We start from the raw sequence: 26,215 nt of genomic DNA, 5'->3' as shown, positions 1-26,215 counted from the left end.
GGCCCATGAATTTGATTGCCGCCCGCTACCATGTGGTTCACGAAACGACCTACAGCTACGAAAGCCCGGTCTCGCTCTCACGCCAGCATCTGCACCTGACACCGCGCGATTGTCCGTGGCAAAGCTGCCTTGCGCACCAGATCAGCATCGATCCCGAACCCACCCACTCCCGCTCGCGTCCTGACTGCTTCGGCAATCCAGTCAGGCAATTCGATATCGAAGCGCCGCACAGCCGTCTCACCGTATGCGCCGAAAGCACCATCGAAGTCCGGCCGCACCTGCCGATGGGGCTGGATGGCCAGGCCGAAACCGGTTTTCAGTCAGACTGGCTCGCCGCTTCGCCGTCCTGGGAAGAGGTCAGCAGCATGCTCGCCTACGGCGCCGCCCCGGTACGGCTTGAAGCCAACCGCTTTTTGTTTGAATCACCCTACGTGCGCGTCAAGCGTGAGTTCTCGGCCTACGCCAGACCCAGCTTTACACCGTTGCGCCCACTGCTTTGCGCCGTCCAGGATCTGATGCGCCGTATCCATGACGAATTCGAGTTCGACCCGGCGGCAACGACGGTCGCCACGCCGGTACTTAAGATTCTGGAGGACAAGCACGGTGTTTGTCAGGACTTCGCGCACCTGATGCTGGCCTGCCTGCGTTCGCTTGGCCTGGCCGCACGTTATGTCAGTGGCTATCTGCTGACGCACCCGCCGCCTGGTCAGCCGCGCCTGGTTGGCGCTGATGCCTCGCACGCCTGGATTTCGGTGTATTGCCCAAGCGCCGAAGGGGGTGGCTGGGTCGACTTCGACCCGACCAACAACCTGCTGCCCGACACGCAACACATCACTTTGGCCTGGGGCCGTGATTTCGGCGACGTTTCACCCTTGCGCGGCGTCATCCTCGGCGGCGACGCGCACGAGCTCGACGTCGCGGTGACCGTCACGCCGCTGGAGAATGGGGTCTGGCAAAGTTCGGGTTGACCTGTTCCGAGGCGCCAACGTTGCCACGAACCTCAGGCGGCAGCGCGATGAAAAACGCGAATTCGAGGCGTGATCTTTTCTTGAAGGGTACAAGCGGTCACGCGCATGTCGTACTCCGTTTGCAGGTTCAGCCAGAAGCGAGGCTCCATGCCGAAAAACAGACCCAGGCGCAGCGCCGTATCGGCGGTAATCGGGCGCGAACCGTGCACTAGTTCGCTGATGCGACTGGGGGAGACGTCGATGTCGGCTGCAAGCTGACGGGCCGCAATTCCCGTCGGCTTCATAAGGTCTTCCAGCAGAATTTCGCCGGGGTGGATTTCGTCGAGCAGTTTAGTCATGTTCAATTCCTAGTGGTAGTCCTCAATTTCAACCTGATGCGCCCTGTTACACAAGCGTCTCATTTGTCGGACAGCATAAGATAAAATCCTACGCTTTAAGCGTTGCACAATCGCCATGACCGCACGCCTGCGTGAAATCCCGTACAACTATACGTCCTACTCCGACCGCGAAATCGTCATTCGTTTGCTGGGTGCGGAGAACTGGGCAATCCTTGACGACCTCCGCAGCCAGCGCGTTACCGGGCGTTCGGCGCGAATGCTTTATGAGGTTCTCGGCGACATCTGGGTCGTTCAGCGCAATCCTTACCTGGAGGACGATCTGCTTGCTAACCGCCAGCGTCGCGAGGCGCTGGTGCAGGCGCTGCGCCACCGCCTTGAGGAAATCGACAAACGGCGGCAAGGCAATGAGCAGGTGCTCAGTTTGTATGTTGCGGCACAAGCGGCGGTCGATGCCTTCGAACGCCATTTCGACGACACCGCCGCGTTGCGCGGCCGGGTATTGAAAACACTGATCAGGCATACCCGACGGGACAATATCGCTTTCGATGGCCTGGCCAGGGTTTCTCACGTGACCGACGCCACCGACTGGCGTGTCGACTATCCCTTTGTCGTTCTCTACCCTGATAACGAAGAGGAAATGGCGCCGCTGGTGCGCGGCTGCATCGAACTTGGCCTGACCATCATTCCGCGTGGCGGCGGGACCGGCTACACCGGCAGCGCTGTCCCGCTCACCCCGCTCTCGGTGGTCATCAATACCGAGAAGCTGATCGACATCGGCGCCGTTGAGGACATGTTGTTGCCCGGCTGCGACCAGCCTTGCGCCACGATCCGCACCGGCGCTGGCGTTGTTACTGCCCGTGTTTCCGAAGCCGCTGCCGCTGCCGACCGGGTGTTCGCCGTTGACCCGACGTCAGCCGATGCTTCATGCATTGGCGGCAATATCGCGATGAACGCCGGCGGCAAAAAGGCCGTGCTGTGGGGAACGGCGCTGGATAATCTGGCGTGGTGGAAAATGGTCGATCCGGGCGGTCACGTCATGGAAGTGACGCGGGTCAATCATAACTTTGGCAAGATACACGAGCAGGCGATCGCGCGCTTTGAAATCCAGCGTTTCCGCAAGGACGGCATCACGCCATTTGGCGATCCTGAAATCCTCGAAATTCCCGGCCGCACATTTCGCAAGGCGGGGCTAGGCAAGGATGTCACCGACAAGTTTCTTTCCGGCCTGCCAGCCATCCAGAAGGAAGGCACTGACGGCCTGATCGTCGCCGCCCGCTGGGTGCTGCACAAGATGCCGCCGCATACCCGTACCGTCTGTCTCGAATTTTTTGGCCAGGTACGCGAGGCGGTGCCGGCCATCGTCGACATTACCGACTATTTCAAACCGGGAGGCATCGGGCATCAGGCCGGCGTCTTGCTGGCTGGTCTCGAACATCTCGACGAGCGTTACGTGCGGGCCATCGGCTACGCGACCAAGGCCAAGCGCAAGGGAGAAAGTTCGGGTCGGCCGAAAATGGTGTTGATCGGCGACATCGTCGGTTACGACGAAAAAGCCGTGATGACGGCCGCTTCCGATGTCGTGCGTTTGTGCAACTTGCGCGCGGCCGAAGGTTTCATTGCCGTTGATGCCGATACACGCCGAAAATTCTGGCTCGACCGTTCGCGCACTGCGGCCATTTCGCGCCATACCAACGCCTTTAAACTCAACGAGGATGTGGTCATCCCGTTGCCGCGAATGGGTGATTATTGCGATGGCATCGAGCGCATCAATATCGAGTTGTCGATACAGAACAAACTGGTGTTGTGCGATAGGCTTTCTGAATTCCTCGCCGGCAGTCTGCCGTTGCATCGCGGCGACGCCAACCTCGACAATGCCGTATTGATCGGCGACCAACGGCAGGCCGCGCTGGACGTTGTTGGTGTTGTTCGGACGCGATGGCAGTGGCTGCTTGATCATCTTGATCTTCCGCTGAAACAGGCCGAGGCGCAGTTCGCCGACTTTGGCATCAACGCCGGTAGTTTTTCCAATAAGGCGAGCCAGCCGGTGCTATTTCACCGACTACAGGATTATTCACTGCGTGTGTCGTGGACATCCGAACTCAAACCGCAGTTGGAAGCCATTTTCGACGGCAATGTTTTCCGCCCGGTGCTCGAACGGATCGCCGCAATCCACAGGGAAACCCTGCGCAGTCGCGTTTTTGTGGCCATGCACATGCACGCCGGTGACGGCAATGTGCACACCAATATTCCGGTCAACTCGGACGATTACGCCATGCTGCAAACCGCCAACGCGGCGGTAACGCGCATCATGGCGCTTGCCCGCTCTCTTGACGGTGTCATTTCCGGCGAGCACGGGATCGGCATCACCAAGCTGGAATTCCTGAGCGAGGCTGAGATCGCCCCCTTCCGCGATTACAAGGCCAGGGTCGACCCCGAGGGGCATTTCAACAAGGGCAAACTACTGCCCGGCGGCGACCTGAGCAGGGCCTACACGCCGTCCTTCTCGCTGCTTGGCGCCGAATCGCTGATCATGGAGCAATCCGAGATTGGCGATATTTCGACGATGATCAAGGACTGCCTGCGCTGCGGCAAATGCAAACCGGTCTGCTCTACCCACGTGCCGCGCGCCAACCTGCTCTACTCGCCGCGCAACAAAATTCTTGCCACCTCGCTGCTGATCGAGGCTTTTCTCTATGAAGAGCAGACCCGGCGCGGCATTTCGCTGATGCATTTTGACGAATTCAACGACGTCGCCGATCACTGTACGATCTGCCACAAGTGTGTCAGCCCGTGCCCGGTCGATATTGATTTTGGCGATGTGTCGATTCGTATGCGCAACTTTCTGCGCGAACAGGGGAAAAAGAAATTTGTTCCGGCCAAGGCGGCAGCGATGGCTTTCCTGACCATGAAAGATCCGGCGACCATTCGACTGGTGCGCAAGCTGATGATCGACTGGGGCTATGCCGGGCAGCGCCTAGCCTACCGGGCGGCCAAATTCTTCGGCCTGATCCAGCGCCAGACGCGACAGCCGCCAGCGACGCTCGGCCAGCCGACGCTACGTTCCCAAGTCATTCACTTTATCAACAAGCCGATGCCCGGCGGTCTGCCCAAGCGGACTGCGCGCGCCTTGCTCGACATTGAGGATGCAACGATCGTTCCGGTCATTCGCGATCCACGCAAGGTCAATGCCGCCGATTACGACGGCGACGCTGTTTTCTATTTTCCGGGCTGCGGCTCGGAGCGCCTCTTTTCGCAAGTTGGCCTGGCGACGCAGGCCATGCTCTACGAAATCGGCGCCCAGACCGTATTGCCGCCCGGTTATCTGTGCTGCGGCTATCCGCAGATCGCTGCCGGCGAGGCGGATCAGGGACAGAAAATCACTACCGATAACCGTGTGCTCTTCCATCGCGTTGCCAATACACTCAACTACCTGGACATCAATACGGTCATTGTCTCCTGCGGCACTTGCATGGATCAGTTGCAGAAGTACCAGTTCCAGCAGATATTCCCCGGTTGCCGCTTGCTCGACATCCACGAATATCTTCTGGAGAAGGGAGTCAGGCTCGAGGGCGTGAATGGAACACGCTATATGTACCACGAGCCTTGTCATGCACCCATGCAGACCCTGTCGGGAATCAAGGTGGTCAACCAGTTGATGGGGCAGAAGGTCGATCTCTCCGATCGCTGTTGCGGTGAATCCGGAACCCTCGCCGTGACCCGGCCGGACGTGTCGACCCAGGTTCGCTTTCGCAAGCAGGAGGAAATCGAAAAAGGCGCCGGCAAGTTGCGCGCCGACGGTTTCAAAGGCGAGGTGAAGATTCTCACTTCCTGCCCATCCTGCCTGCAGGGCTTATCGCGTTATGACGACGACAGCGGAACCCAGGCCGACTATATCGTGGTCGAAATGGCCAGACATCTGCTCGGAAAGGACTGGTTGGAAAACTACGTGCAACAAGCCAACAATGGCGGTATCGAGCGCGTTCTGCTGTAAAAAATCACCGGCAACGGAAATTAGGTCGAGCTGGCCGAATAATTTGGGTCAAACAAGGGCGGATATGTGACATATTTCCCCTGTCGGGAAGCTTGATCACTATTATTTTTTATGGTAAGCCATGCCTGGTGTGCCCAGTCAGGCCAATTACGCACGGAGCAGGAATGATGGACGAGCCTTCGAATGGTTGCAAACCGAAGATTGATAGTGCCCGACTTTGGGATGAGCCAGGGGTGGCGTTATGCAAGCCGCCATGAATGCCTCTGCACCGATCACCTTTGCCATCCGTGACCTGAAAACCGGTTACGAGATTATTTCACGTCTTCCGTTGAGCAATGCCTTACAGGCCGAAGTCGATCTTAACCGGTTTCTTGATAGCCTTCTGGCCATGCCTCCGGATGGGGAAACTTATTTCCGGCTGCTTGAACAAGTTCGCCTCCCTATTGCCTACGTCGCGGAAGAACTGGCCAAGCGTTACCAGAACAAGGCACTTCCGCTGGCTGATGTCGAAGAGAAAATTTTCCAGAACATTGTCGCCCTTTGGCTGAAAACGGCACGGGCCTATGCCCATTGCGCCGAGCATGATGCGCCGGAGCGAGAGGACGCTACCTATACCAAACGGGTCGCTACGATCCTGCACCGCTGCATCCATCACACCGGCCTGGCCATCATCGAGCACCAGCGGGCGCGGCGCGGATATCCGTGGGGCTTGTGGCTTGACCTGCATGGCTACTACGGCAGCGCTGAAGAGTGGGGAGTGGCTACCTTGACCATTCCAGACGTACTCCAATCGACCGGAGGCAGCACGCACTGCACGGCGTCCTACATCAGCTTTCTTCTGTGCGACATGGCCGGCTATTACAGCCTCTCGGTTCGGCAGCAGACACTGGTTCGACGCTGGGCCATAGCGTGGTCACCTCTGGTCAGCCTGCACCGAGTAGACATGGAGGATTCGTCGCCCCAATACTTTGTTGATCTGATGCAGGACGTCGCCTTGCGCCCCATCACTACCGACCATCTGCGGCGTTTGGACACCTCCCAGCTGGCCCTGAAAGTCAGCCAGACGAGGGAACAGTTAAGCCAGAAAATTCCGCCAGCCCAACTCGGGCTGGGCGAGGATTGCACGACCGGTCAATGCAAGCGCCTGCTCGAACATCTTTCCCACCCGTGGTCGCAGGCGCGCGCACCGCGAAAGTTCCGGCGTCACGATACTTCCGGAAGTATTGAGTTATGCACCGGTTTTGAGGACATGCACTATTTCATCTCGGGCAAGGAGTTCGAGCAGCCAGAGAACGTCCGCATTTATTCCACACGGGAATTTGAAAGCCTGCTCGCCTTCCGCCACGATGAAGATCCCCGGCAGGTTGTGCAGATCCCGCAGAAGCAGCTGGCCTACGGCGTTGATACGTGGGAAGTCGTCAACCAGTCGGCCAATGGCTTCCGTCTCGTGCGCAGTTCTTCGGGCAAGAAAATGGCTCACGGTCAACTTCTCGCGCTCTGCCCGCATGACGGCGAGCGCTTCCTGCTGGCGCAAGCGAGCTGGCTGGTGCAGGAGAAGAGCGGCGGCCTGGTGGCGGGAATCCGTGCTCTGCCCGGTATGCCGGTCGCCACCGCAGCGCGGCCGATCGAAGCAACGGGGGAGAGCACCGGAAAATTCCAGCGCGCATTTCTATTGTCGGCCGTTGCCTCGGTGGATGCTGAACAATCGCTGGTCATCCCTCCAGGCTGGTTCAAATACGGCCGGGTGATCGAAATTTTTACCGACGGCAACTGGCGGGTCAGGCTACTGCATGTGCTTGACGACGGTCCGGATTTCGAACGCGTCAGTTTCGCGGTCTGTTAAGTCTGTACGCTCGCCGGCAAGACAGCGAGCCGGAAAGCGCGCAATGAAGCGACTGCCTTTGCCCAACTCGCTCTCGATCTCCAGTGTGGCATGATGGCGCGTCAGTACGTGCTTAACGATAGCCAAGCCCAGGCCGGTACCCCCGGTTTCACGCGAACGACTTCGATCAACCCGGTAAAAACGCTCGGTCAGACGTGGCAGATGTTGGGCGCCGATACCGATGCCGGTGTCGGTTACGATAAACTCCCCACCGCCTTTGTGCAGCCGCCAGTGGAGGGTTATCCTGCCGCCTGGCGGCGTGTAGCGAACGGCATTTCCCGCCAGATTGCTGAACGCACTGCGTAGCTCGTTGGCACAGCACAACAGCACCGATGGCGCTTCGATCGTCAGAACAATTTCGTGCTGACCTGCCGAAAGCGCCTGGGCGTCGGCCAGAATGCTGTGCAGCATGGGCGTCAGTGGTACCGCTTCTTCACTCGTTGATGCGCTTCCGGACTCCAGTGCCGAGAGGGTCAGCAGATCCTCGATCAGACGCTGCATGCGCGCGTTCTGCTCGCAAATGAGCGCCAGATAGTGCTTGACCTCTGAAGTGCTATAAGTCTCGTGGTCGTCAGCAAGCATCTCGGAGAATCCGGCGACTACCGTCAACGGTGTCTTTAACTCATGAGAAACGTTGGCTATGAAGTCACGGCGCATGGTCTCAATGCGCTCGATCTGACTGATATCACGCGAGACCAGAAGATTCTGGTCTTCAGCATAAGGAATGATCTGTAACATCAGGGTCAGTCCCTCAACGCGACCACCCCGATAAATCAGAGGTTCGGCGTAGCGTCCGGAGTCAAGATAGCTGACGAAATCCGGATGGCGAATCAGGTTGGTCAGCGCCTGTCCGCAGTCGCTGGCCGCCGACAGGGCGAAGTGTGTTTCTGCCTGTTCGTTGATCCAACGGATATGGTGATGGCGATCGAAGGCGATGACGCCGTCCGGCAGCGCCTGGAAGGCACGCATGAAGCGCTCCAGGGTTTCTGCAAGGTTCTGCTGTTGCCCCAGACGTATGCGGGTCCGGCGATGCATGCCGGCGAAGGCAATTTCCCAGGCGCCGCGTCCGCGCGGCAGGGGGGCGTCAATCGGGCCCTCCAGCCAAGCCGTCAATTGGCGAAGATGAAGTAGCTGCCAGCACAGCATGAGCAGCAGAAAAACGATGACTCCCGCCAGCCCCCAATCGAGCCCAAAACCCAGCGCCAGCGGGGCAAAGACCAGGCCGGTCATGGCCAACAGCAGCCATAAGGTGCGCACCCAGATTGTGCTCACCGCTTCATGCCTCATCCTTCATTCAGGCAGCGCCGAAAAACGGTAACCGCTGCCACGCACCGTCTGGATCAGGCGGTCATGCCCGGTCAGTTCCAGCGCAGCGCGCAGGCGGCGAATGTGCACGTCTATCGTTCGCTCCTCGACAAAAATATGATCCCCCCAAACTTGATCGAGAAGCTGCGCGCGACTATGGACACGTTCGGCATGCGTCATGAAGAAATGCAAAAGGCGAAACTCGGTCGGTCCCAGATCGAGGCTCTGGCTGTTGCCGTGTACCCGATGGCTTGCGGGGTCAACGCGCAGGCCTTCTACTTCAACGCAATCCTCGGTCATCTGTGGCGCTCGCCGACGCAACACGGCCTTGATCCGGGCCAGCAATTCGCGGGGGGAAAACGGCTTGGTCAGATAATCGTCGGCCCCCGCATCGAGTCCGGCGACCTTGTCATGCTCCTCGCTGCGCGCCGTGAGCATGATGATCGGCAGATTGCGGGTACGCTCTATGCTGCGCAAATGACGGGCATATTGAATGCCGCTCATGCCCGGCAACATCCAGTCGAGCAGCACCACATCGGGCAGGGTTGCGTTGACCAGGCGCACCGCATCCTCGGCGCTATCTGCGCGCAACACACGGTGTCCGGCATGCTGCAGGCTGGCAGCAATCAGTTCCTGAATCGACGGCTCGTCTTCAACGACAAGGATGGTGGCAGACATGAAAATGGAGTTCTCCGTAATATCTGACGTCCAGTTTATTAAGACAGGATTACAAAATGATGACAGGCTGGCGTTTTGAACGGAACCTTCAGTCCTGACTTTTCGTGCCGTTATGTGCCTTTACGTTATGATAGCGCGCTCGCTTTCACAAAAAGGTAGTCATGGCTGGCTTGAACTCCGATACGCCAATTCCGACCGAGATCAAACTGCACCAGAAATCCCGCCTCATCGAACTGACTTTCGAGGGGGGTGAGCGATTCGAGTTGACGTTCGAATTCCTGCGGGTGTTTACGCCTTCGGCCGAGGCGCGCGGCCATGGGCCAGGGCAGGAGACGCTGCAAATTGGCAAGCGCGACGTTAATATTCTCGCCATCGAGCCGGTCGGTAATTACGCGATCAAGCCTGTTTTCTCTGATGGTCACGACAGCGGCCTCTATTCTTGGGACCTCCTGCACAACCTGTGTATCCACCGCGACGAATTGTGGCAAGCCTACCTTGACAAGCTGGTGGCGGAAGGTGGTAGTCGCGACCCGGGGGGCTGTCCTGCGCCTGCCGTCAAACCGCCGGTCAGTTGTGGGCCTGGCCATTGATTTTTCTCTGATTGACCCCAGCTAATGCACCGTATGAACAAACAGACTCAGACTCATTTTGGTTTCGAACAGGTTGCCGAAGCTGAAAAGGCGCGCCGCGTTGCCGATGTTTTCGATTCCGTGGCTCAGAAATACGACCTGATGAACGACGTCATGTCGGTCGGCATGCACCGTTTGTGGAAGTCATTCACGATTGCCAGAAGCGGCGTTCGTGAGGGTTCGCGCGTGCTTGACGTGGCTGGCGGCACCGGTGATCTGGCGCTGGCTTTTTCACGCAAGGTGGGAAAAAATGGCGAAGTCTGGCTGACCGACATCAACAACGCGATGCTGGCCAATGGCCGTGATCGCCTCTGCGACAAGGGATTCCTGCTCCCGGTCGCGCAGTGTGATGCTGAGAAGCTGCCGTTTCCGGATGACTATTTTGATTGCGTCAGCGTTGCTTTCGGGCTGCGCAACATGACGCACAAGGACGCGGCGCTGGCCGAAATGCGGCGCGTGCTGCGTCCCGGTGGCAGACTGCTGGTGCTGGAATTCTCGCAGGTTTGGAAACCGCTGGCGCCGATTTATGATTTCTACTCGTTCAAAGTCATCCCGCGAATCGGTGAGATTATCACCCAGGATGAGTCGAGTTATCGCTATTTAGCCGAGTCGATTCGCGTTCACCCGAACCAGGAAGCACTGAAAGGAATGATGGAACAAGCCGGTCTTGAGAAAGTTGACTACTTCAACCTGTCGTTAGGGGTTGTTGCCCTGCATCGTGGTTTTAAATTCTGACGGAGATACAAATGAAAAAAATACTAATGGCTTTTTGTACGGTTATCCTGGCCCTCGGCCTCTCGGTTGGCGAGGCCGAAGCGGCGCGCCTGGGTGGCGGAAAATCCTTGGGCATGCAGCGTCAGTCGGTCGCGCCAAGGCCCGCGGCGCCTGCCCAGCAAGCTACGCCGACGGCGCCGGTCGGTGCGCCCGCAGCGGCTCCCAAGCGTAACTGGATGGGTCCGCTGGCCGGTCTTGCTGCCGGTCTTGGCATTGCCGCGCTGCTCTCGCATTTCGGAATGGGCGAAGGCATGAGCAATATCCTGATGATCGCCCTGCTAGCGATGGCAGCGGTTTTCGTCTTGAAATGGCTGTTCGGTCGCAAGACGGCCGCGCCGTCTGACAGCGCAATGCAGTACGCTGGCGCCGGCGGTGCCGGTCTGCCGCCACCGGTTGCCGCGCCACAGTTTGGCTCAGCTGCTGCGACTGCGACTGTCTCTCCGTTGGCGGCACACGTTCCCGAAGGTTTTGACAGTGAAGGTTTTCTGCGTATCGCCAAGCTTAATTTTGTTCGCTTGCAGGCGGCCAACGACGCCAAAAACATGGACGACATTCGTGAATTCGTTGCCCCGGAAATGTTCGCCGAGATCAAGATGCAAATGGACGAACGCGGTAACGCCCCGCAACAGACCGACGTCGTGACCCTGAATGCAGAACTGCTCGAGGTAACGACCGAAGCCAACCGCCACGTTGCCAGCGTGCACTTTAGCGGCATGATTCGTGAGGTAGCCGGTGCCGCCGCAGCGCCCTTCGATGAGGTCTGGAACCTCTCCAAGCCGACCGAGGGCGGCAAGGGTTGGGTGATTGCCGGAATCCAGCAGCTCAGTTGAGCGTGCGATGCTGGTCGCCGCCGCGCTCGGGCTTGTAAACCATCTTCTTGCCGGCGAAGACTGGGCGCGCGGGCGCCTCAAACCTTTTGTCGGACAGACAGCGCGCCTTGAACTAGGGGCCTTGTCTTGGCAAATGACAATCGGTTCGACCGGGCTGTTCGTGGCCAGTGACAACAATGCGACGGCAGACGTAACCATCACCTTGCCGGCCGATGCGCCGCTGCGGGCAATGACCGATCGTCCCTCGCTGTTTGCCGCCACACGCATTAGCGGCGCGGCTGAACTGGCGGAGAGCCTTGGTTTCGTTTTCCGCAACCTGAGCTGGGATGTCGAAAGTGATCTCGCGCAACTGGTTGGCGACATTGTCGCACGTCGTCTGGTGTCCGGAGGCAGGCAACTGGCCGCTTGGCATCAACAACAGGCGAAAAATCTGGCCTTGAATCTAGCCGAATATTTCACCGAAGAAAATCCGACCATTGCCCGTCGGCAGGACGTTTCCGACTTCTGCGCGGAAACCAGCGGCCTGCAGGAGGCGCTGGCCCGGCTCGAAACCCGAGTCGCATTGCTCGAGCGCTGATCGCCAGAAAGACAAGCGGTATCGGCTTTTCGACCCTCACTTAAGGCGTTTTGAAACGCCAAAAAATTGATGGGGATCATGTAGTTTTGGCACGCTCTCGCTATACTTGCTGCTTCGTACCGAGAGGCTTTTCATGCTGCATGAAAAATCACCTGAACTCGTTTGCCCTGCCGGCAGCCTGGCGGCGCTCAGGGCCGCCGTCGATAACGGCGCCGATGCCGTCTATTTCGGCTACAAGAACGATACCAACGCGCGCAATTTTGCCGGCCTGAATTTTGACCATAAGGCGATGGTCGAGGGCATTCGCTACGCACATACGCACGGCAAGCAAGTGCTGATGGCGATCAATACCTTTCCCCAGCCGGGGCGCGAGGCGGACTGGCGCCGAGCCGTCGATGGCGCGGCTGATCTGGGTGTCGATGCGGTCATTCTGGCTGACATCGGGCTGCTCGACTATGCCAGGAAACGCCACCCCGACCTGCGCCTGCACCTGTCGGTGCAGGGCTCGGCGACCAGCTATGAGGCAGTGAATTTCGCCCATCGCGAGTTCGGCGTGCGACGTGCAGTATTGCCGCGCGTGCTGACGCTGGCCCAGGTCGAACTGGTGATCAGGAATACGCCGGTCGAGATCGAGGTCTTCGGCTTCGGCAGCCTCTGCGTCATGAACGAGGGGCGCTGCTGGCTTTCCTCCTACGCCACCGGTGAATCACCCAACACTGTCGGCGCTTGCTCGCCGGCCAAATATGTGAAATGGGAGAAGTCGCCGGGGCAGATGTCCACGCGCCTCAACGGTATTTTAATCGACCGCTATGGCGACGGCGAAGCGGCTGGTTACCCGACGCTGTGCAAGGGGCGCTTTGAGGTGGGCGGCGAAATCTATTACGCGATGGAAGAGCCGACCAGCCTGAACGTCCTGGAGATTTTGCCGGAGATTGCCCGGATCGGCGTCTCGGCGATCAAGGTCGAAGGGCGGCAGCGCAGCCCGACCTACGTTGCGCAGGTAACGCGCACCCTGCGCGCCGCGCTCGACGAACTCTCCAGGGATGCCGACCATTTCAAGGCCAGGCCGGCCTGGCAGGCTGAACTGGGCAAGGTCTCGGAAGGCGTCCAGGCAACCCTTGGCGCCTACAACCGGCCGTGGCGATAATTTTGTTAACCGCCTTCAACGCAGAGGACGCAGAGACGCAGAGAACGCAGAGAACGCAGAGAAAAACAGGAACTGATTTTTCAATCTCTGCGTTCTCTGCGTCTCTGCGATCTCTGCGTCAAAAGAGGTTTCAATGAAACTCGCTTTAGGCCCACTGCTCTACTTCTGGCCAAAACAGGACGTGCTTGAGTTCTACGCGCAAATGGCGCAGAGCGATGCCATCGACATTATCTACGTCGGCGAGGTGGTCTGTTCGCGCCGGCAGCAATTGCGCGTTGTCGACTGGATCGGCCTGGCACGCGACCTGGTTGACGCCGGCAAGGAAGTCGTCGTTTCAGCGCAGGCTTTGCTCGAATCGGAGGGCGACCTCAAGGCGCTGCGCCGCCTGATGGATGAGGCGGGCTGTACGATTGAAGCCAACGATCTGGGTGCGGTTAACATTGCCGGCGGACGGCCCTTTGTCGCCGGGCCACACCTGAATATCTACAACGCGGCAACGCTGGAGACCTTCGCGCGTTACGGCTTACAGCGCTGGGTGCCGCCGCTCGAGGCTGATCGTAAGCTGATCGAAACGCTGCACGCCAGTCGTCCGGCGGGAATCGAGACCGAGGTTTTCGTCTACGGCAAACTGCCGCTCGCCTTCTCGGCGCGCTGCTTCACCGCCCGTCATTACGGCCTGAACAAGGACGACTGTCAGTTCAAGTGCCTCGACCATCCCGAAGGAATGACGCTCAAGACGCGCGAGGGCCAGTCTTTCCTGGCCATCAATGGCATTCAGACGATGTCGGCGCAGACCTACAATTTGCTCGCCGAAGTGCCGGAAATGCTGAAGATGGGCATCGACAGCGTGCGCCTCAGCCCGCAGCCACAGCATATGCCGGAAATCATCGCCACCTTCGACGCCGCGCGGCACGGTGAACGCGTGCAGCCTGACAACAACGCGTGGGCCAGTGAAGGCATGGTCGATGGCTACTGGTTCGGCAAAGCCGGCATTAGCGTGCAGCATCAGGCTGCATCATTTAAAGGAGTTTGATCATGTCCGAAAGTATCCGAAAATCGTTTGGCATTCCGCGCTTCAAGCTCCCGGCCTTTGTTTGCGCTGTCGGCAAGCGGCTGCCGCAGTGGCCGCATGCCGTGCTGCTGACCACCGGACTGAATGCCGTGCTCAAGATGAAGCTGCTGCCTGAAGACAGTCTGGCGCTGCTTGAGGGGCGCAGCTTTCTCGTTGATGTGCTCGATACGGGTGGCCGGGCGTGCTTTACCTATCGTGACGGACTGTTCCGCCCGCTGTTCAGCCTGCCTGACGTACCCGATCTCACGTTTGGCGCCAATCTGTCGGCTTTTCTGCAACTCGCGCTGCGCCAGGAAGACCCGGATACGCTGTTCTTCAACCGCGACCTGTCGATCGAGGGCGACACCGAACTGGGCCTGGTCGTCAAGAACATGCTTGACGCAGTCGAATGGCCGAAGCTGCCTGCCCTGCCGGTCTTCCATCGCCAGGCCGTCGATCACTGAATCTGCTTAACCCCAGGAGTCTGAGCATGCCCATCTGGAACAAGGAAGCCGAGTGCGCCTCAAGCCTTGCGCGCCAAACCGTGCAACTGCATCGATTACAGAATATGGTCGAACGGGTCTATTCCCGTGTGCCCTTTTACCGCGAGAAGCTTGAGCGGGTGGGCGTCAATCCTGATTCGATCACTGGCTTGAAAGATATTTCCAGACTGCCCTTCACGACCAAGGACGAACTGCGACAAACCTACCCCTACGGCCTGCTGGCCTGTGATCCCGCCGATCTGGTCGAGATACACACCTCGTCGGGAACGACCGGCACCCCGGTTGTTGGCGCTTACACTGAAGCCGACATCGACATGTGGTCAGACGTCATGGCGCGCACGCTGTCGATGGCCGGCTGCGAAAAGGGAGACACAGTGCAGAACGGTTACGGCTACGGCTTGTTCACTGGCGGTCTGGGCGTGCACTACGGCGCCCGCCGCATCGGCGCCAACATCATTCCGGTGTCCTCGGGCAATACCCGGCGCCAGTTGATGCTGATGCGCGACTTCGGCACGACACACCTGACCTGCACACCTTCCTATTCGCTCTTCCTGGCCGAATCCGCTCGGGAAGAAGGTATCGACTTTCGCGAGCTAGCGCTGCGCGCCGGCTGTTTTGGCGCCGAACCGTGGAGTGAGAGCATGCGCGCCGAAATCGAAAGCAAGCTCGACATCAGCGCCCATGACATCTACGGCCTGACCGAACTGATTGGCCCCGGCGTCGCCTCCGAGTGCGATCAGAAAAACGGCCAGCACTTCAACGAGGATTATTTCTACCCCGAGATCATCAACCCGGCAACCGGCGAGGTCCTGCCCGACGGCGAGAAGGGTGAGCTGGTCATCACCAGTCTGCAACGCGAGGGTACGCCGCTGCTGCGCTACCGCACACGCGACATCACCTTCCTGATGCGCGAGCCCTGCGCTTGTGGCCGTACCACGGCGCGCATTCACCGCCTGCTTGGCCGCACCGACGACATGATGATCATTCGTGGCGTGAACTGCTTCCCGTCGCAGATCGAGAACGTGCTGATGCGCATCGAGGGCACTCAGCCGCACTACCAGATCGTCATCGACCGGGGCGCTACCCATCTCGACGAAATCGAAGTTCAGGTCGAGGTCGAAGAGGCCATCTTCTCCGACCTTACGAGCGGTATGGAACGTCTGCGCAAGCGGATTCACGACGAACTGAAGAGCGAGCTGGGTATCAGCGCCCACATCAAACTGGTCGAGCCGCGCTCGATCGCCAGAAGCGAGGGCAAGGCCCAGCGCATCATCGACAAGAGGAGCATCTGATGATCATCAAACAGATTTCGATCTTCATGGAAAATACCACCGGCCGGCTGGCCGACGTTACCGACTTGCTGGCCAAAGCCGGAATCAACCTGCGCGCTCTCTCGATCGCCGATACCACTGATTTTGGTATCCTGCGCATGGTCGCTGATCAGCCCGACGCGGCGGTGCAAGTGCTCAAAGCATCTGGCTTCACCGCCCGCGAAACTGAAGTGATCGGCGTCGAGGTGCCTGATCACCCAGGCGAACTGGCGCGCATAATGGCGCTGTTCCGCGACGAAGGAGTCAACATCGAATACCTCTACGCCTCGCTCGAACACAGCGCGGACAAAGCGGTGATCGTTCTCAAGGTTGACGATGTCAACGCCGGCCTGGCGATGCTGGAAAAACACGGGTTCTCGACCATTCCGTCGTTTTAGAAAACGATTATTCTTGTGGTATAAAGTACTCACTATATTTATCCGGGGGTGAGGTCATGATTGATCGAAGTTCAATACGCTTTCGTACTGCATTTATCGTTGCGGCTACTGTCGTTCTGTCCCTCGGTGGTTTCAGTGCTTTTCTCAGCGCCCAGATCCGAGGCATTAACGAGCGCGAGGAAATCGCCAAGCTGCAGAACACCAATCAGTTGATCCTTGGCATGATTGCCCAGACCGACTCCATCTTGCGTCAGCAAGCGGAAAGCTGGTCGCATACATTCACAGCGGCGTTAGTCGGCGATTATTCTGTCGAATCCCACAGTGATACCCCCCTGCTCAAACTTAATGGTGTGCCGTTCAACGGCAGTACACGTGAGGTCGATGCTTTTAGCAATGCGGGCAAGGGGAATGTTGCCACCCTGTTTGTTCGCCGTGGTGATGACTATATCCGGGTAGCCACGTCGGTCAAAAAAGAAGATGGGAGCAGAGCCGTCGGCACAATGCTTGCGAAGGAACATCCGGCTTATGCCGGTATCAGTGAAGGCAAGTCCTACACCGGCAAGGCCACACTTTTCGGCCGGCAATACATGACTAAATACGATCCGATCAGGGACAGCAAAGGTCAGATCATTGGCATCCACTTTGTCGGTATCGACATCATGAGCGCGCTTGAGCACATGAAGGAAACGATCAGAAAGATAAAAATTGGTCAGACGGGTTACGCCTATGTGCTTGATGGAAAACCGGGCCCGAGCGCTGGTACTCTGCTTATTCATCCGGCACAGGAAGGGAAGAACATCGTCGAGTCCAAAGACACGGAGGGCAAGTTCTTTATCAAGGAAATGCTCGAGAAGCGTAACGGCACTATCGTCTATCCGTGGATCAACAAGGAGGCAGGCGAGAGCAAGGTCCGCGAAAAATTCGTCGCCTTTAATGAGTATAAGGACTGGAACTGGATCGTCGGCTCCGGCAGCTATAGCGATGAAATCTTCAGTCTGGCCAACCGGGTCGGTGACATCATGATTGGCGCCGCCGTCATACTCACCGCCGTATTACTCGGCGTTTTGACCTTCTTTCTCAGCCGGATTGTCATTACGCCCTTGCGTAATCTGGTGTTAAGTTCGCGCCGCATTGCAGATGGCGATCTGACGGTACAGGTCGATACACGGCGCACAGACGAAGTTGGCAAGGTCATGGATGCAATGAACCAGATGGTCGGAAAATTGAGGACCATCATTGCTGAAGTAAGCACGGCAGCTGACACGATATCTACAGCCTCAGAACATCTTTCGACCACCTGTAACGATGTAAGCCTTGCCGCCGACAAACAGGTGCAGGCGACTACCTCATCCGCCGCAGCGCTCGAAGAGGTGACGGTCAGCATCAACGAGGTTTCGTCGCTGGCCAAAGCCAATGAAGAAAGTTCGAAACGTACCGCAGCGCTGACCAGCGACAGCGTAGCTTCGATTCGTCACGCGGTGATTGAAATCGACGCAATGGCGCAGTCGATTGGCGCTGCCTCGAACCAGGTCGGCGGGCTCGTCAAACGATCTGAGGAGGTCAGTGGTATTGCCGGGGTGATTCGCGAAATAGCTGACCAAACCAATCTGTTGGCGCTAAATGCCGCGATTGAAGCGGCACGAGCGGGTGAGCAGGGACGCGGCTTTGCCGTGGTGGCCGATGAGGTGAGAAAACTCGCTGAACGTACTACCAAGGCGACGCATGAGATTGCCGAGGTGATTGGCTTGATTCAACAGGAGACGCAGCAAACGGTGACCAGCATGCAGGTTGCAGCGCCTCAGATCAGGGACGGTCTGCAGAAAGTCAATGACGTCTCGGGAATGCTTGATCTCATCGCAGTCGAAGCCGCTGAATCGCAGAAACGCGCTGTCGAGGTTGCAAACGCTACCCGCGAACAGGCTATTGGAGCCAACGACATCGCGCGCAGTGTCGAGCAGGTGGCGCAGATGACCGAGGAAACCAATGGCACCATGCACAAGAATGCCGAAAACGCGGCGCACTTGCAGGAAATGGCGAAGAAATTGCGTCAGCAAGTGGCTTATTTCAGGGTGACGTGAGGCTTTCGCTTTGCCCAGCGGTTGAAGGCTAAATCAAATCGAGCCGTCGACAAACTTCGAGCGTTAGCGCCGACGGCTTCATCGAATCTCTTCTAAAGCCCCCGAGAAACTTGCCATTCCGGTCGAATAGCCCTTGTCGGTACGGCAGAGGAATCCGGCACCGAGTAAGCAGGCAAACGTAAAGTAGCGATTGTTTACGGATCGTCCCTGAAACATCGGGGCGAATGCATCGGCAGTGAATGACGACTCTGTAGGAAGCTTGGCTAACGCCTTCTCGATGTCCGCCAGTGCTCGCCAGTCTGTGCTGAACTTGCCATTGCCCGAGTTTTTCCAGAGGCGAAAGAAGATGCTGTCCTTGTTGCTAGCCAGGTAGCCGAGGTGATATGCGAGTTGGCTCGATCCGCTCAAGCTGGCCGCCGTTGCGATCTTTGCCACCCGAATGTCCGGGGCTTCGAGATGGGGTATGACTTCAGTGTTGCTCATGCGATGATCTCCTATGAAATGTGAATGCCGATGGGATTTCTGGTGCGTTCGTATAAGATGCTCAAAGTTGCGCATTTCAGTTGTGACTAGTCGGCCTCGGGATTCCAGACTGCCTTGGTAGCCGCCATGTGCTCATCGACTCGGGCGGCCTGCCACAGATTTTTGGGACGTAATAGACAGGGCCACCGGCATCGTTGGGACAGAGCAGGAACATGACCCATTCGGGATCGCCAGATTTCTCGGCAAGGTAAGTGCAGCTATCCCAAGCTACCGGCAGATCGGTGACGTTCGGCCAATTGCCGTCATGGGTGCTGGCCCAATTCACATCCATGCCGACGACCTGTTTCAGATCCTCTGGCGTTTGGCAGATATAGACATCCCCGCCAAAGAGATCGGCGTAATCCTGAGTTGCCTCGGGCTGCTGTAATAGCCAGTCGATATCGGTATCTGTGATGGCAAAAACGTCAGCAATGTAGCGGTAGGTATTCCGGCAACTGCTGATCAGTATTGAGGCCTGATCCTGAAGCAGACGATAGGGTTGTCGACGGCTCTTGTTATAGGGTTAGCGTGAGGGATTCAGTTGGGCGTGAACGAAGAAAAGCCCCAGGAGGACGAACCTGTCGGGACAGTGCGCCGCGTTCGATAAAAATCAATCGCTTAATGAGCGTGGCCTACGTATGATTTTCGTGCGACGTGAACATCCGCAGCTATTGCTGCCGTCCTGTCAGAACGCATCACCAGCGGGCAGAGCAACAGGTGGCTACGGCTGTGACTTACGCCGGGCAAGGGAAATGAGGAGGGAAAAAGGCGAAAGCACCGATGACCAGGATGGCCAAGGGCGCTTTCAGAGGAAGTATAGGGCAGGCGTGGCGGTTTGTGATCTGGGATGGATGGGCGTGAGTCAGCCATGCTGCACTGTAGGCGCGAACACGTGAATTGTCGAAGGGCTGTTCAAGACTGGTTGCGGCCCTACAGATTTTCCTTCGATCTGACGGCACCCGACCACAGTAGCCGTTCGAGCCTTGCGACGCTATCTCCGCAATGCAGCGAGAGCGGTCAGTGGGTGTAATATGACATCGGGCAGTTATGGAAGCAACTGATACCGTTCGTAAATCGTTCGGATAATCGTTATTGGCGTGGTGAATGTAACCATCAAGTTATTATGAGCCGTATCGCTGTGGAGAATTGGGCGGGAGGCTTGTCTTCAGGAGGTATATCGATGATAAAGCCATCCATTCTGATATGGCTTAGTCGTCCCCTGGTGGAATTGCTACTGGCCATAATGCTGTATGGCTGCGCCGCGACTCCAGGGCGAGAGCAACCTTTAGGCTACGTCGTGTCTAGCGCGTTCTCTTCCGACGGCCGTTTTCTAGCGGTGTCCTCTAGCGAGGGTGAGGTCGCCTTGTTCGACGCACGGCCGCTTTGGTTTCGACGAATTTTCACACGAGAAGCTGACAAAACTCCCATTCAACGCGACTATCTTGAGATGATTGCAGCGGTCTACCGTCCGCGACCGCTCGCCTTCTCTCCGGATGGGGTACTGCTGGCAGCGAGTGGTGTTTCCGGTAATGTTGTCGTTTGGGATGTGGCCTCAGGAATGGAAAAATTTCGTTCGCCACTCTCAGGGCAAATCGTCGACCTCTTTTTTTCACCTGATGGGCAGACACTTATCAGCGCGGGGCCCGACGTGATCGTGCGCTCGGTAGGCGATGGGGGAAATGCCATCAAAGTCGAGTTACCAACTGGAGCTAAGGCTACAGCGGCTTCCATTTCTCCGGACGGCTTCGTTTTGGCCGTAGGGCTTTCCAACGGAGCGATTGCGATGTTCGATGCTAGAAACCTGAAGCTTTTGCGGGTTTCGAAGGAGCATGAAGCTCCGGTAACGGGCATTGCGTTCCAGCGGAAAGGCGAAGCCTTTGCAAGTACAGCAGGTGGGTACGATTTGCGACTGTGGAAGCACAGCCCTGAGGGTGGGTTCGAGAAAGGTGCTTTACCAGTTTCTGCTGCGGTTAGTGCTACCGAGACTATTGATAGCGCACAAGGTGTCGGCGCGCTGCTGTGGCTGCTAGGCACCATTCGCGGTTTTCAGATTGTTGGAGCGCCGACACTGGGTGCACCTCCAATTATCGGCGGTGCAGCATCAACATTTTCCAAGGCTGCCCGAACAGTTCCCCCTCATTGCGGATCACGTGTTGCGTTTTCTGCGAACGGACGCTATCTCGTGTCGACGGCAAACCTCATGATGTGCCCGGACTGCATAGGAACACTCGCGCCTGCTTTCATGCTGTTCTCAACGGACCTTGAAACGGGCGCGACAACAACCGTTCGTGACCTGGGGTGTGAGGTCGCTATCGCACCTGACGGTAGAACTTTCGCTACTGCTGGCCCAGGGGCTCCTCAGATTCGGGACAGCGCTACGGGCAAGCAACTGCCGCAGAACTGAGGATGCTGGGAGAAATACAGATTTCGTTCGGTATGAATAGCTGACCCCACGAACAAATGCTTAACACTCGCGTTTTGGCCATATTACTTGCTACATCCATGCTGGCGGGCTGTGCCATAATTCATACAGAAGGGCTGACTATCTCAGGTGGCGAGGTGGTGTACTTAAGAGTTGAGAGACCTTGGCCATCGGTAGCTGATTGGGGCGTGTATGCTTTTCGATCTGAGAATCAAACTGTCAGGATCATGATGGCAGAGTGCCTGCCAAATGAGAGGAAGGAGTTGGCTTATCACTTCAACGTTCAGGTGAAAGATGATTCTTCGCTCTCGGCCATCAAGATCGAAGACGTTTCAGACGAACAAGCCGATATTTTGGTTGACGATGACGCGTGTGATGCCATTTTCGATGGCGCGGTCACACTGGGGCGCAACTATATGGCTGACTTCAGGGATTGCTACCGAGAGTTGAGGGATAGTGAGCGCTTTTTCCGCCGGCCACCGGATGCCCTTTCATCATGAGAGGTGGCAAGCAAAAAAACGGGCCCTTGTGGAAGCCCGTTACTGAAGTCAATTTCCAGGATGCATGCTGGAAGCGCCTTCACCCCTATATAAAGTCGAGCCGCTTGCAGATCTCCAGCGTCAGCATCGACTGGTTCATCGAATAGAAGTGCAGGCCCGGCGCACCGCCGGATAGCAAGCGCTCGCATAGTTCGGTCACGACGTCGAGGCCGAAGGCCCGGATGGCGTCGCTATCATCGCCCAGCCCCTCGAATTTGCGCCGCATCCAGCGTGGCAGTTCGGCGCCGCAGGCGTCGGAGAAGCGTGCCAACTTGGAAAAGCTGGCAATCGGCATGATGCCGGGGATGATCGGGATGTCGATACCGAGTGCGCGCACCTCATCAGTGAAGTGAAAGTAGGCGTCGGCGTTGTAGAAGTATTGGGTGATTGCCGAGTTGGCTCCGGCCTTTGACTTCTTCACGAAGGCGGCAAGGTCGTCGCGCGGATTGCGCGCCTGGGGGTGCCATTCGGGATAGGCGGCGACATCAAGGCAGAAGTGGTCGCCGGTTTCCGCTCGGATAAATTCGACGAGTTCGTTGGCGTAGCGAAAATCGCCGGCTTCGGCCATGCCTGACGGCAAATCACCACGCAGGGCGACGATACGTCGGATTCCGGCGGCCTTGTACTCCTGCAGGATGGCGCTGATGTTTTCACGTGTTGAACCGATGCACGAGAGGTGCGGCGCGGCAGGAAAGCCTTCGGCGGCGATTTCCTTGACCACCGAGAAAGTGCGTTCCCGTGCCGAACCACCGGCGCCGAAGGTCACCGAAAAGAATTCCGGTTTGAGCGCCGCCAACTCGCCACGGACGACGCGCAACTTGTCGACGCCTTCAGGCGTTTGCGGCGGGAAAAATTCAATGGAAAGTTCGGTGTGTTTCATGCAGATCAATCACATTCCAAAGTTAGCGCCTGCCGGAAACCAGCAGGCTAGCCAGCGCCCACGAAACGACGCTGTAGAGCAGTGAGCCAAAAACCGCCGGCCAGAAGCCGCCGACGGTGAAACCTTCGATCAGCGATCCAGCCAGCCAGAACATCAGGCCGTTGACCACCAAGATGAAGAGTCCGAGCGTCAGCAGCGTGACCGGCAGCGTCAGCAGCAGCAACAGGGGGCGCACTACCGAATTGACCAGTCCGAGCAGCAGCGCGGCGAGCAACGCAGTGCCAAACGATGCTACGCGAATTGACGGCAGCAGGTAAGCGACGGCAAGCAGCGCAACGGCATTGAGTATCCAGAGCAGGATCAGGCGCATGGTATCCCCTTGGTCGATTAGTAACGATAGTGCTCAGCCTTGTACGGGCCTTCGATCGGGACGCCGATATAGGCGGCTTGATCGGGGCGCAGCACGGAAAGCTGTGAGTTGAGTTTCTTCAGTTGCAGGCGCGCGACCTTTTCGTCGAGATGCTTGGGCAGCGTGTAGACGCCTACCGGGTAGTCGGCGGTGCGCGTAAACAGTTCGATCTGAGCGATCGTCTGGTTGGCGAACGAGGAGCTCATGACATAGGACGGGTGGCCGGTGCCGCAGCCGAGGTTGACCAGACGACCCTTGGCTAGCAGAATGATGCGCTTCCCGTCGGGGAAAATGACATGATCGACCTGCGGCTTGATCTCTTCCCATTCGTACTTTTCGAGCGAAGCGACATCGATCTCGTTGTCGAAGTGGCCAATATTGCAGACGATGGCCTGATCCTTCATCGCCAGCATATTGTCATGCGTGATGACGTGAAAGTTGCCAGTCGTCGTGACGAAGATATCGGCCTTGTCGGCGGCATATTCCATGGTGACCACGCGGTAGCCTTCCATTGCCGCCTGCAGCGCGCAGATCGGATCGATCTCGGTGACCCACACCTGCGCCGACAACGCGCGCATGGCTTGCGCCGAACCCTTGCCGACATCGCCATAACCGGCAATCAGCGCCACTTTGCCGGCGATCATCACGTCGGTGGCGCGCTTGATGCCGTCGACCAGCGACTCACGGCAGCCATAGAGATTGTCAAACTTTGATTTGGTCACCGAGTCATTGACGTTGATTGCCGGGAACTTGAGGTCGCCGCGCTGATGCATCTGGTATAAGCGGTGCACGCCGGTAGTCGTTTCTTCGGTGACGCCCTTGATGGCGGCCAGGCGCACTGAATACCAGGTCGGATCGACGGCCAGTTTGGCGCGGATCGCGGCAAACAGGATGGCCTCTTCTTCCGAGCCTGGCTTGGTGATGACGGAAATATCCTGCTCGGCGCGGGCGCCCAGGTGCAGCAGCAGGGTGGCGTCGCCACCATCGTCGAGGATCATATTGCTATAGCCGCCATCGGCCCATTCGAAGATGCGATGCGTGTAATCCCAGTAATCGACCAGCGATTCGCCCTTGACGGCGAAGACCGGGATGTTCTGTGCAGCAATCGCGGCGGCGGCATGATCCTGCGTCGAGAAAATATTGCACGAAGCCCAGCGCACTTGTGCGCCGAGCGCGGTCAGCGTCTCGATGAGCACGGCGGTCTGGATCGTCATGTGCAGCGATCCGGTGATGCGCGCGCCCTTGAGCGACTGGGCGGCGGCAAATTCATCACGGATCGCCATCAGGCCCGGCATTTCGGTTTCGGCGATGCGAATTTCCTTGCGACCCCAGTCGGCAAGCGTGAGGTCGGCAATTACGTAGTCGTTGAAGTTTTCAGCCACAGCAAGCTCCTTGATAACTGTGGCCGGGATGGGGAAGAATGACGGTGTGCTGAGTTTTACTTCATTTCAGGCTCACCCGACTTCCCGTGCCCGGCACGGGTTGGATGAGCGCCGTTACGGTTCCGAGCCTGAAACTGTATGGCAACAGTCTTGCAGCGCCCCTCGGAAGGCTCGAATTATACGCGGATTATTTTGCGTGCGCAGCGGGGTGCCAAGCAACGTCGGGCAGGCCCGACCAGAGTTCGTTAAGATCCGGGAAATTCCATTTGGCCGGATCTTCACGGCCGGCAATTTTTTCCGGACAGCCATGCCGTGCGAGGTCGACGATCTCTGGCTTGATGCGCGCATCGGCGCGGGTAGAAAAGAAAACCTTGACGCGCGGTTGCAGGAGGGATTTCTGCCCCTGGTCGATAACGATCCCCAGGCGCCCGGAATTTAATCTAACCAGCGAACCGATCGGGTAAATGCCGAGACTTTTGACGAAGGCCTGAAAAACAATCGGGTCAAAATGACCCGTGCACCATTCGGCCATCTTGCGCAGCGACCCGGCAGGATCCCATCCAGGCTTGTAAGGGCGATTGGACGTGATCGCGTCATAAACATCACAAACCGCACCCATTTTGGCGTAGAGACTGATTTCCTTGTCCTTGAGTTGCTCGGGGTAACCCGACCCGTCAATTTTTTCGTGATGATGTAAGACGACATCGAGAATGATCGAATCCACGTCCGCGCTGTCGAGCAGCAATTCATGACCCGCTTCCGGGTGGGTTTTGATGATGCTAAATTCTGCATCGGTCAGTTTGCCCGGTTTGTTGAGCACCTCCATCGGCATTGAAGATTTACCAAGATCGTGCAGCAGGCCTGCGATTCCGGCCAAGCGGGTTTGCGTCTCGTCGAGCCTGAGTTGCTTGGCCAAGGCGATCATTAGCGCACACACCGCCACCGAGTGCATATAGGTGTAGTCGTCAGCAGTTTTCAGCCGAGCCAGACTGATCAAGGCGCCGGGGTTGCGGCTAACCGATTCGGCGATATCCTCGACCAGCTTTCTCGCTTGGCTAGTCTCAACGGTTTTGCCCATGCGCGCTTCCTGAAACATCGTCATAACGGCGTGTTTGGATTGGGCGCAGATCTTGACGGCGCGGGCAAGCTCGACAGCAACGGGAACCTGAACACTGGCGCTCACTGCCGACTCTATGATGCTGAACTCGGCGTCAGCCTGTGCCTCGGATTCCTCTTCCGAGATAATGCAGCCCCCAGGTTCTACGTCAAGTCCCTTGGCGCTGTCAATCCAAACTTCCTTTATGCTGCTGGCAAGAATGGAATCAATGTCCGCGGGGTCGGTTATGACAAACGAGTTTCTCCAGAAAGGGTGCTCCATCCATGAGCCGCAAAACTCCTTGAGATGCATCCCGACCACGAGTTGGTCTACATTGATTTTCTTGAGCATGGTCTGGGACTGAATGGCAGGGCAATTGCATCAAAATGCGAATGCCATTGTCGTCGACCCACAGAAATAATCGTTTACGCTCAATGAGTTACAGAGGGGCTGTTCACAGCGTTTGGAATTGTGTAGTTTTCTGTCTTTTTGGGGTGACTCATGGA

General features: G+C 57.7%; 24 protein-coding genes and 1 riboswitch. Of the genes, 15 read left to right on the top strand and 9 right to left on the bottom strand.

Annotated features, from left to right (window positions below; all coding sequences use genetic code 11):
* Positions 1–5: 5 nt before the first annotated feature.
* The gene (locus Q1J43_RS15070) at positions 6–968 is read left to right on the top strand and encodes a transglutaminase family protein (protein ID WP_301103333.1); all 963 of its coding nucleotides are present in this window, start codon (positions 6–8) and stop codon (positions 966–968) included.
* Between the two features lie 32 nt (positions 969–1,000).
* Here Q1J43_RS15070 and Q1J43_RS15065 read toward each other — a convergent pair whose 3' ends face one another.
* On the bottom strand, positions 1,001–1,306 hold the full coding sequence (locus Q1J43_RS15065) for a HigA family addiction module antitoxin (RefSeq protein WP_301103332.1): 306 nt from the start codon (positions 1,304–1,306) through the stop codon (positions 1,001–1,003).
* Between the two features lie 115 nt (positions 1,307–1,421).
* Between Q1J43_RS15065 and Q1J43_RS15060 the strand changes: the two genes are divergently transcribed.
* Positions 1,422–5,297: a DUF3683 domain-containing protein gene (locus tag Q1J43_RS15060; protein WP_301103331.1), complete on the top strand. Its 3,876-nt coding sequence runs from the start codon at positions 1,422–1,424 to the stop codon at positions 5,295–5,297.
* A gap of 241 nt (positions 5,298–5,538) precedes the next feature.
* A complete protein-coding gene (locus Q1J43_RS15055) occupies positions 5,539–7,140 on the top strand; it encodes a hypothetical protein (protein ID WP_301103330.1) in 1,602 nt (533 codons plus the stop codon).
* Here the strand turns inward: Q1J43_RS15055 and phoR are convergent.
* Both phoR and phoB read right to left on the bottom strand, forming a co-directional pair.
* Positions 7,081–8,451, bottom strand: coding sequence for a phosphate regulon sensor histidine kinase PhoR (gene phoR / locus Q1J43_RS15050; protein WP_301103329.1), 1,371 nt, complete (start codon positions 8,449–8,451; stop codon positions 7,081–7,083). The two genes, Q1J43_RS15055 and phoR, sit on opposite strands and share 60 nt — an antisense overlap.
* 18 nt (positions 8,452–8,469) lie before the next feature.
* Positions 8,470–9,162, bottom strand: coding sequence for a phosphate regulon transcriptional regulator PhoB (phoB, locus tag Q1J43_RS15045; protein WP_301103328.1), 693 nt, complete (start codon positions 9,160–9,162; stop codon positions 8,470–8,472).
* A gap of 161 nt (positions 9,163–9,323) precedes the next feature.
* Between phoB and Q1J43_RS15040 the strand changes: the two genes are divergently transcribed.
* The 10 genes from Q1J43_RS15040 to Q1J43_RS14995 all read left to right on the top strand — a co-directional run bounded on the left by Q1J43_RS15040 (position 9,324) and on the right by Q1J43_RS14995 (position 18,459).
* On the top strand, positions 9,324–9,752 hold the full coding sequence (locus Q1J43_RS15040) for a DUF971 domain-containing protein (protein ID WP_301103327.1): 429 nt from the start codon (positions 9,324–9,326) through the stop codon (positions 9,750–9,752).
* 33 nt (positions 9,753–9,785) lie between these two features.
* Positions 9,786–10,526: a bifunctional demethylmenaquinone methyltransferase/2-methoxy-6-polyprenyl-1,4-benzoquinol methylase UbiE gene (gene ubiE, locus Q1J43_RS15035; protein WP_301103326.1), complete on the top strand. Its 741-nt coding sequence runs from the start codon at positions 9,786–9,788 to the stop codon at positions 10,524–10,526.
* Positions 10,527–10,537: 11 nt separating this feature from the next.
* Positions 10,538–11,395 (top strand): TIM44-like domain-containing protein, encoded by an 858-nt coding sequence (locus Q1J43_RS15030; RefSeq protein WP_301103325.1) that lies wholly within the window; start codon positions 10,538–10,540, stop codon positions 11,393–11,395.
* A 7-nt stretch (positions 11,396–11,402) separates the two neighbouring features.
* A complete protein-coding gene (locus Q1J43_RS15025) occupies positions 11,403–11,972 on the top strand; it encodes an SCP2 sterol-binding domain-containing protein (protein WP_301103324.1) in 570 nt (189 codons plus the stop codon).
* Between the two features lie 133 nt (positions 11,973–12,105).
* A complete protein-coding gene (locus Q1J43_RS15020; RefSeq protein WP_301103323.1) occupies positions 12,106–13,119 on the top strand; it encodes a peptidase U32 family protein in 1,014 nt (337 codons plus the stop codon).
* 133 nt (positions 13,120–13,252) lie between these two features.
* Positions 13,253–14,152 carry a U32 family peptidase gene (locus tag Q1J43_RS15015; RefSeq protein WP_301103322.1) on the top strand — a complete coding sequence of 300 codons (900 nt, stop codon included), beginning with the start codon at positions 13,253–13,255 and terminating at the stop codon, positions 14,150–14,152.
* Positions 14,153–14,154: 2 nt separating this feature from the next.
* Positions 14,155–14,634, top strand: a complete 480-nt coding sequence (locus Q1J43_RS15010) for an SCP2 sterol-binding domain-containing protein (RefSeq protein ID WP_301103321.1) — start codon at positions 14,155–14,157, stop codon at positions 14,632–14,634.
* 26 nt (positions 14,635–14,660) lie between these two features.
* Entirely contained in the window at positions 14,661–15,965 is a 1,305-nt protein-coding gene (locus Q1J43_RS15005; protein ID WP_301103320.1) for a phenylacetate--CoA ligase, read from the top strand.
* Positions 15,965–16,381, top strand: a complete 417-nt coding sequence (locus Q1J43_RS15000; protein WP_301103319.1) for an ACT domain-containing protein — start codon at positions 15,965–15,967, stop codon at positions 16,379–16,381. The genes Q1J43_RS15005 and Q1J43_RS15000 overlap by 1 nt, the downstream gene beginning before the upstream one ends.
* A gap of 56 nt (positions 16,382–16,437) precedes the next feature.
* Positions 16,438–18,459 (top strand): methyl-accepting chemotaxis protein, encoded by a 2,022-nt coding sequence (locus Q1J43_RS14995; RefSeq protein ID WP_301103318.1) that lies wholly within the window; start codon positions 16,438–16,440, stop codon positions 18,457–18,459.
* Between the two features lie 78 nt (positions 18,460–18,537).
* Here Q1J43_RS14995 and Q1J43_RS14990 read toward each other — a convergent pair whose 3' ends face one another.
* Together Q1J43_RS14990 and Q1J43_RS14985 are read right to left on the bottom strand one after the other, a co-directional pair.
* A complete protein-coding gene (locus Q1J43_RS14990) occupies positions 18,538–18,942 on the bottom strand; it encodes a hypothetical protein (protein WP_301103317.1) in 405 nt (134 codons plus the stop codon).
* 76 nt (positions 18,943–19,018) lie between these two features.
* Positions 19,019–19,273 (bottom strand): hypothetical protein, encoded by a 255-nt coding sequence (locus tag Q1J43_RS14985; RefSeq protein ID WP_301103316.1) that lies wholly within the window; start codon positions 19,271–19,273, stop codon positions 19,019–19,021.
* Between the two features lie 888 nt (positions 19,274–20,161).
* On the opposite strand from Q1J43_RS14985, the gene Q1J43_RS14980 reads away from it, so the two are divergent.
* Positions 20,162–21,385 carry a WD40 repeat domain-containing protein gene (locus Q1J43_RS14980; RefSeq protein ID WP_301103315.1) on the top strand — a complete coding sequence of 408 codons (1,224 nt, stop codon included), beginning with the start codon at positions 20,162–20,164 and terminating at the stop codon, positions 21,383–21,385.
* A 56-nt stretch (positions 21,386–21,441) separates the two neighbouring features.
* Positions 21,442–21,903 carry a hypothetical protein gene (locus tag Q1J43_RS14975; RefSeq protein WP_301103314.1) on the top strand — a complete coding sequence of 154 codons (462 nt, stop codon included), beginning with the start codon at positions 21,442–21,444 and terminating at the stop codon, positions 21,901–21,903.
* An 85-nt stretch (positions 21,904–21,988) separates the two neighbouring features.
* Here Q1J43_RS14975 and metF read toward each other — a convergent pair whose 3' ends face one another.
* From metF to Q1J43_RS14955, 4 genes are all read right to left on the bottom strand, one after another.
* The gene (gene metF, locus Q1J43_RS14970) at positions 21,989–22,822 is read right to left on the bottom strand and encodes a methylenetetrahydrofolate reductase [NAD(P)H] (protein WP_301103313.1); all 834 of its coding nucleotides are present in this window, start codon (positions 22,820–22,822) and stop codon (positions 21,989–21,991) included.
* A 22-nt stretch (positions 22,823–22,844) separates the two neighbouring features.
* The gene (locus Q1J43_RS14965; RefSeq protein WP_301103312.1) at positions 22,845–23,192 is read right to left on the bottom strand and encodes a phage holin family protein; all 348 of its coding nucleotides are present in this window, start codon (positions 23,190–23,192) and stop codon (positions 22,845–22,847) included.
* 17 nt (positions 23,193–23,209) lie between these two features.
* Positions 23,210–24,613 carry an adenosylhomocysteinase gene (gene ahcY / locus Q1J43_RS14960; protein WP_301103311.1) on the bottom strand — a complete coding sequence of 468 codons (1,404 nt, stop codon included), beginning with the start codon at positions 24,611–24,613 and terminating at the stop codon, positions 23,210–23,212.
* Between the two features lie 99 nt (positions 24,614–24,712).
* Positions 24,713–24,783, bottom strand: a riboswitch (S-adenosyl-L-homocysteine riboswitch).
* A 17-nt stretch (positions 24,784–24,800) separates the two neighbouring features.
* The gene (locus tag Q1J43_RS14955) at positions 24,801–26,060 is read right to left on the bottom strand and encodes an HD-GYP domain-containing protein (RefSeq protein ID WP_301103310.1); all 1,260 of its coding nucleotides are present in this window, start codon (positions 26,058–26,060) and stop codon (positions 24,801–24,803) included.
* Positions 26,061–26,215 lie beyond the last annotated feature (155 nt).

The organism is Propionivibrio sp. (assembly GCF_029255185.1).
GTDB lineage: Bacteria > Pseudomonadota > Gammaproteobacteria > Burkholderiales > Rhodocyclaceae > Propionivibrio.
This window is presented reverse-complemented; position numbering and strand designations above follow the sequence as displayed.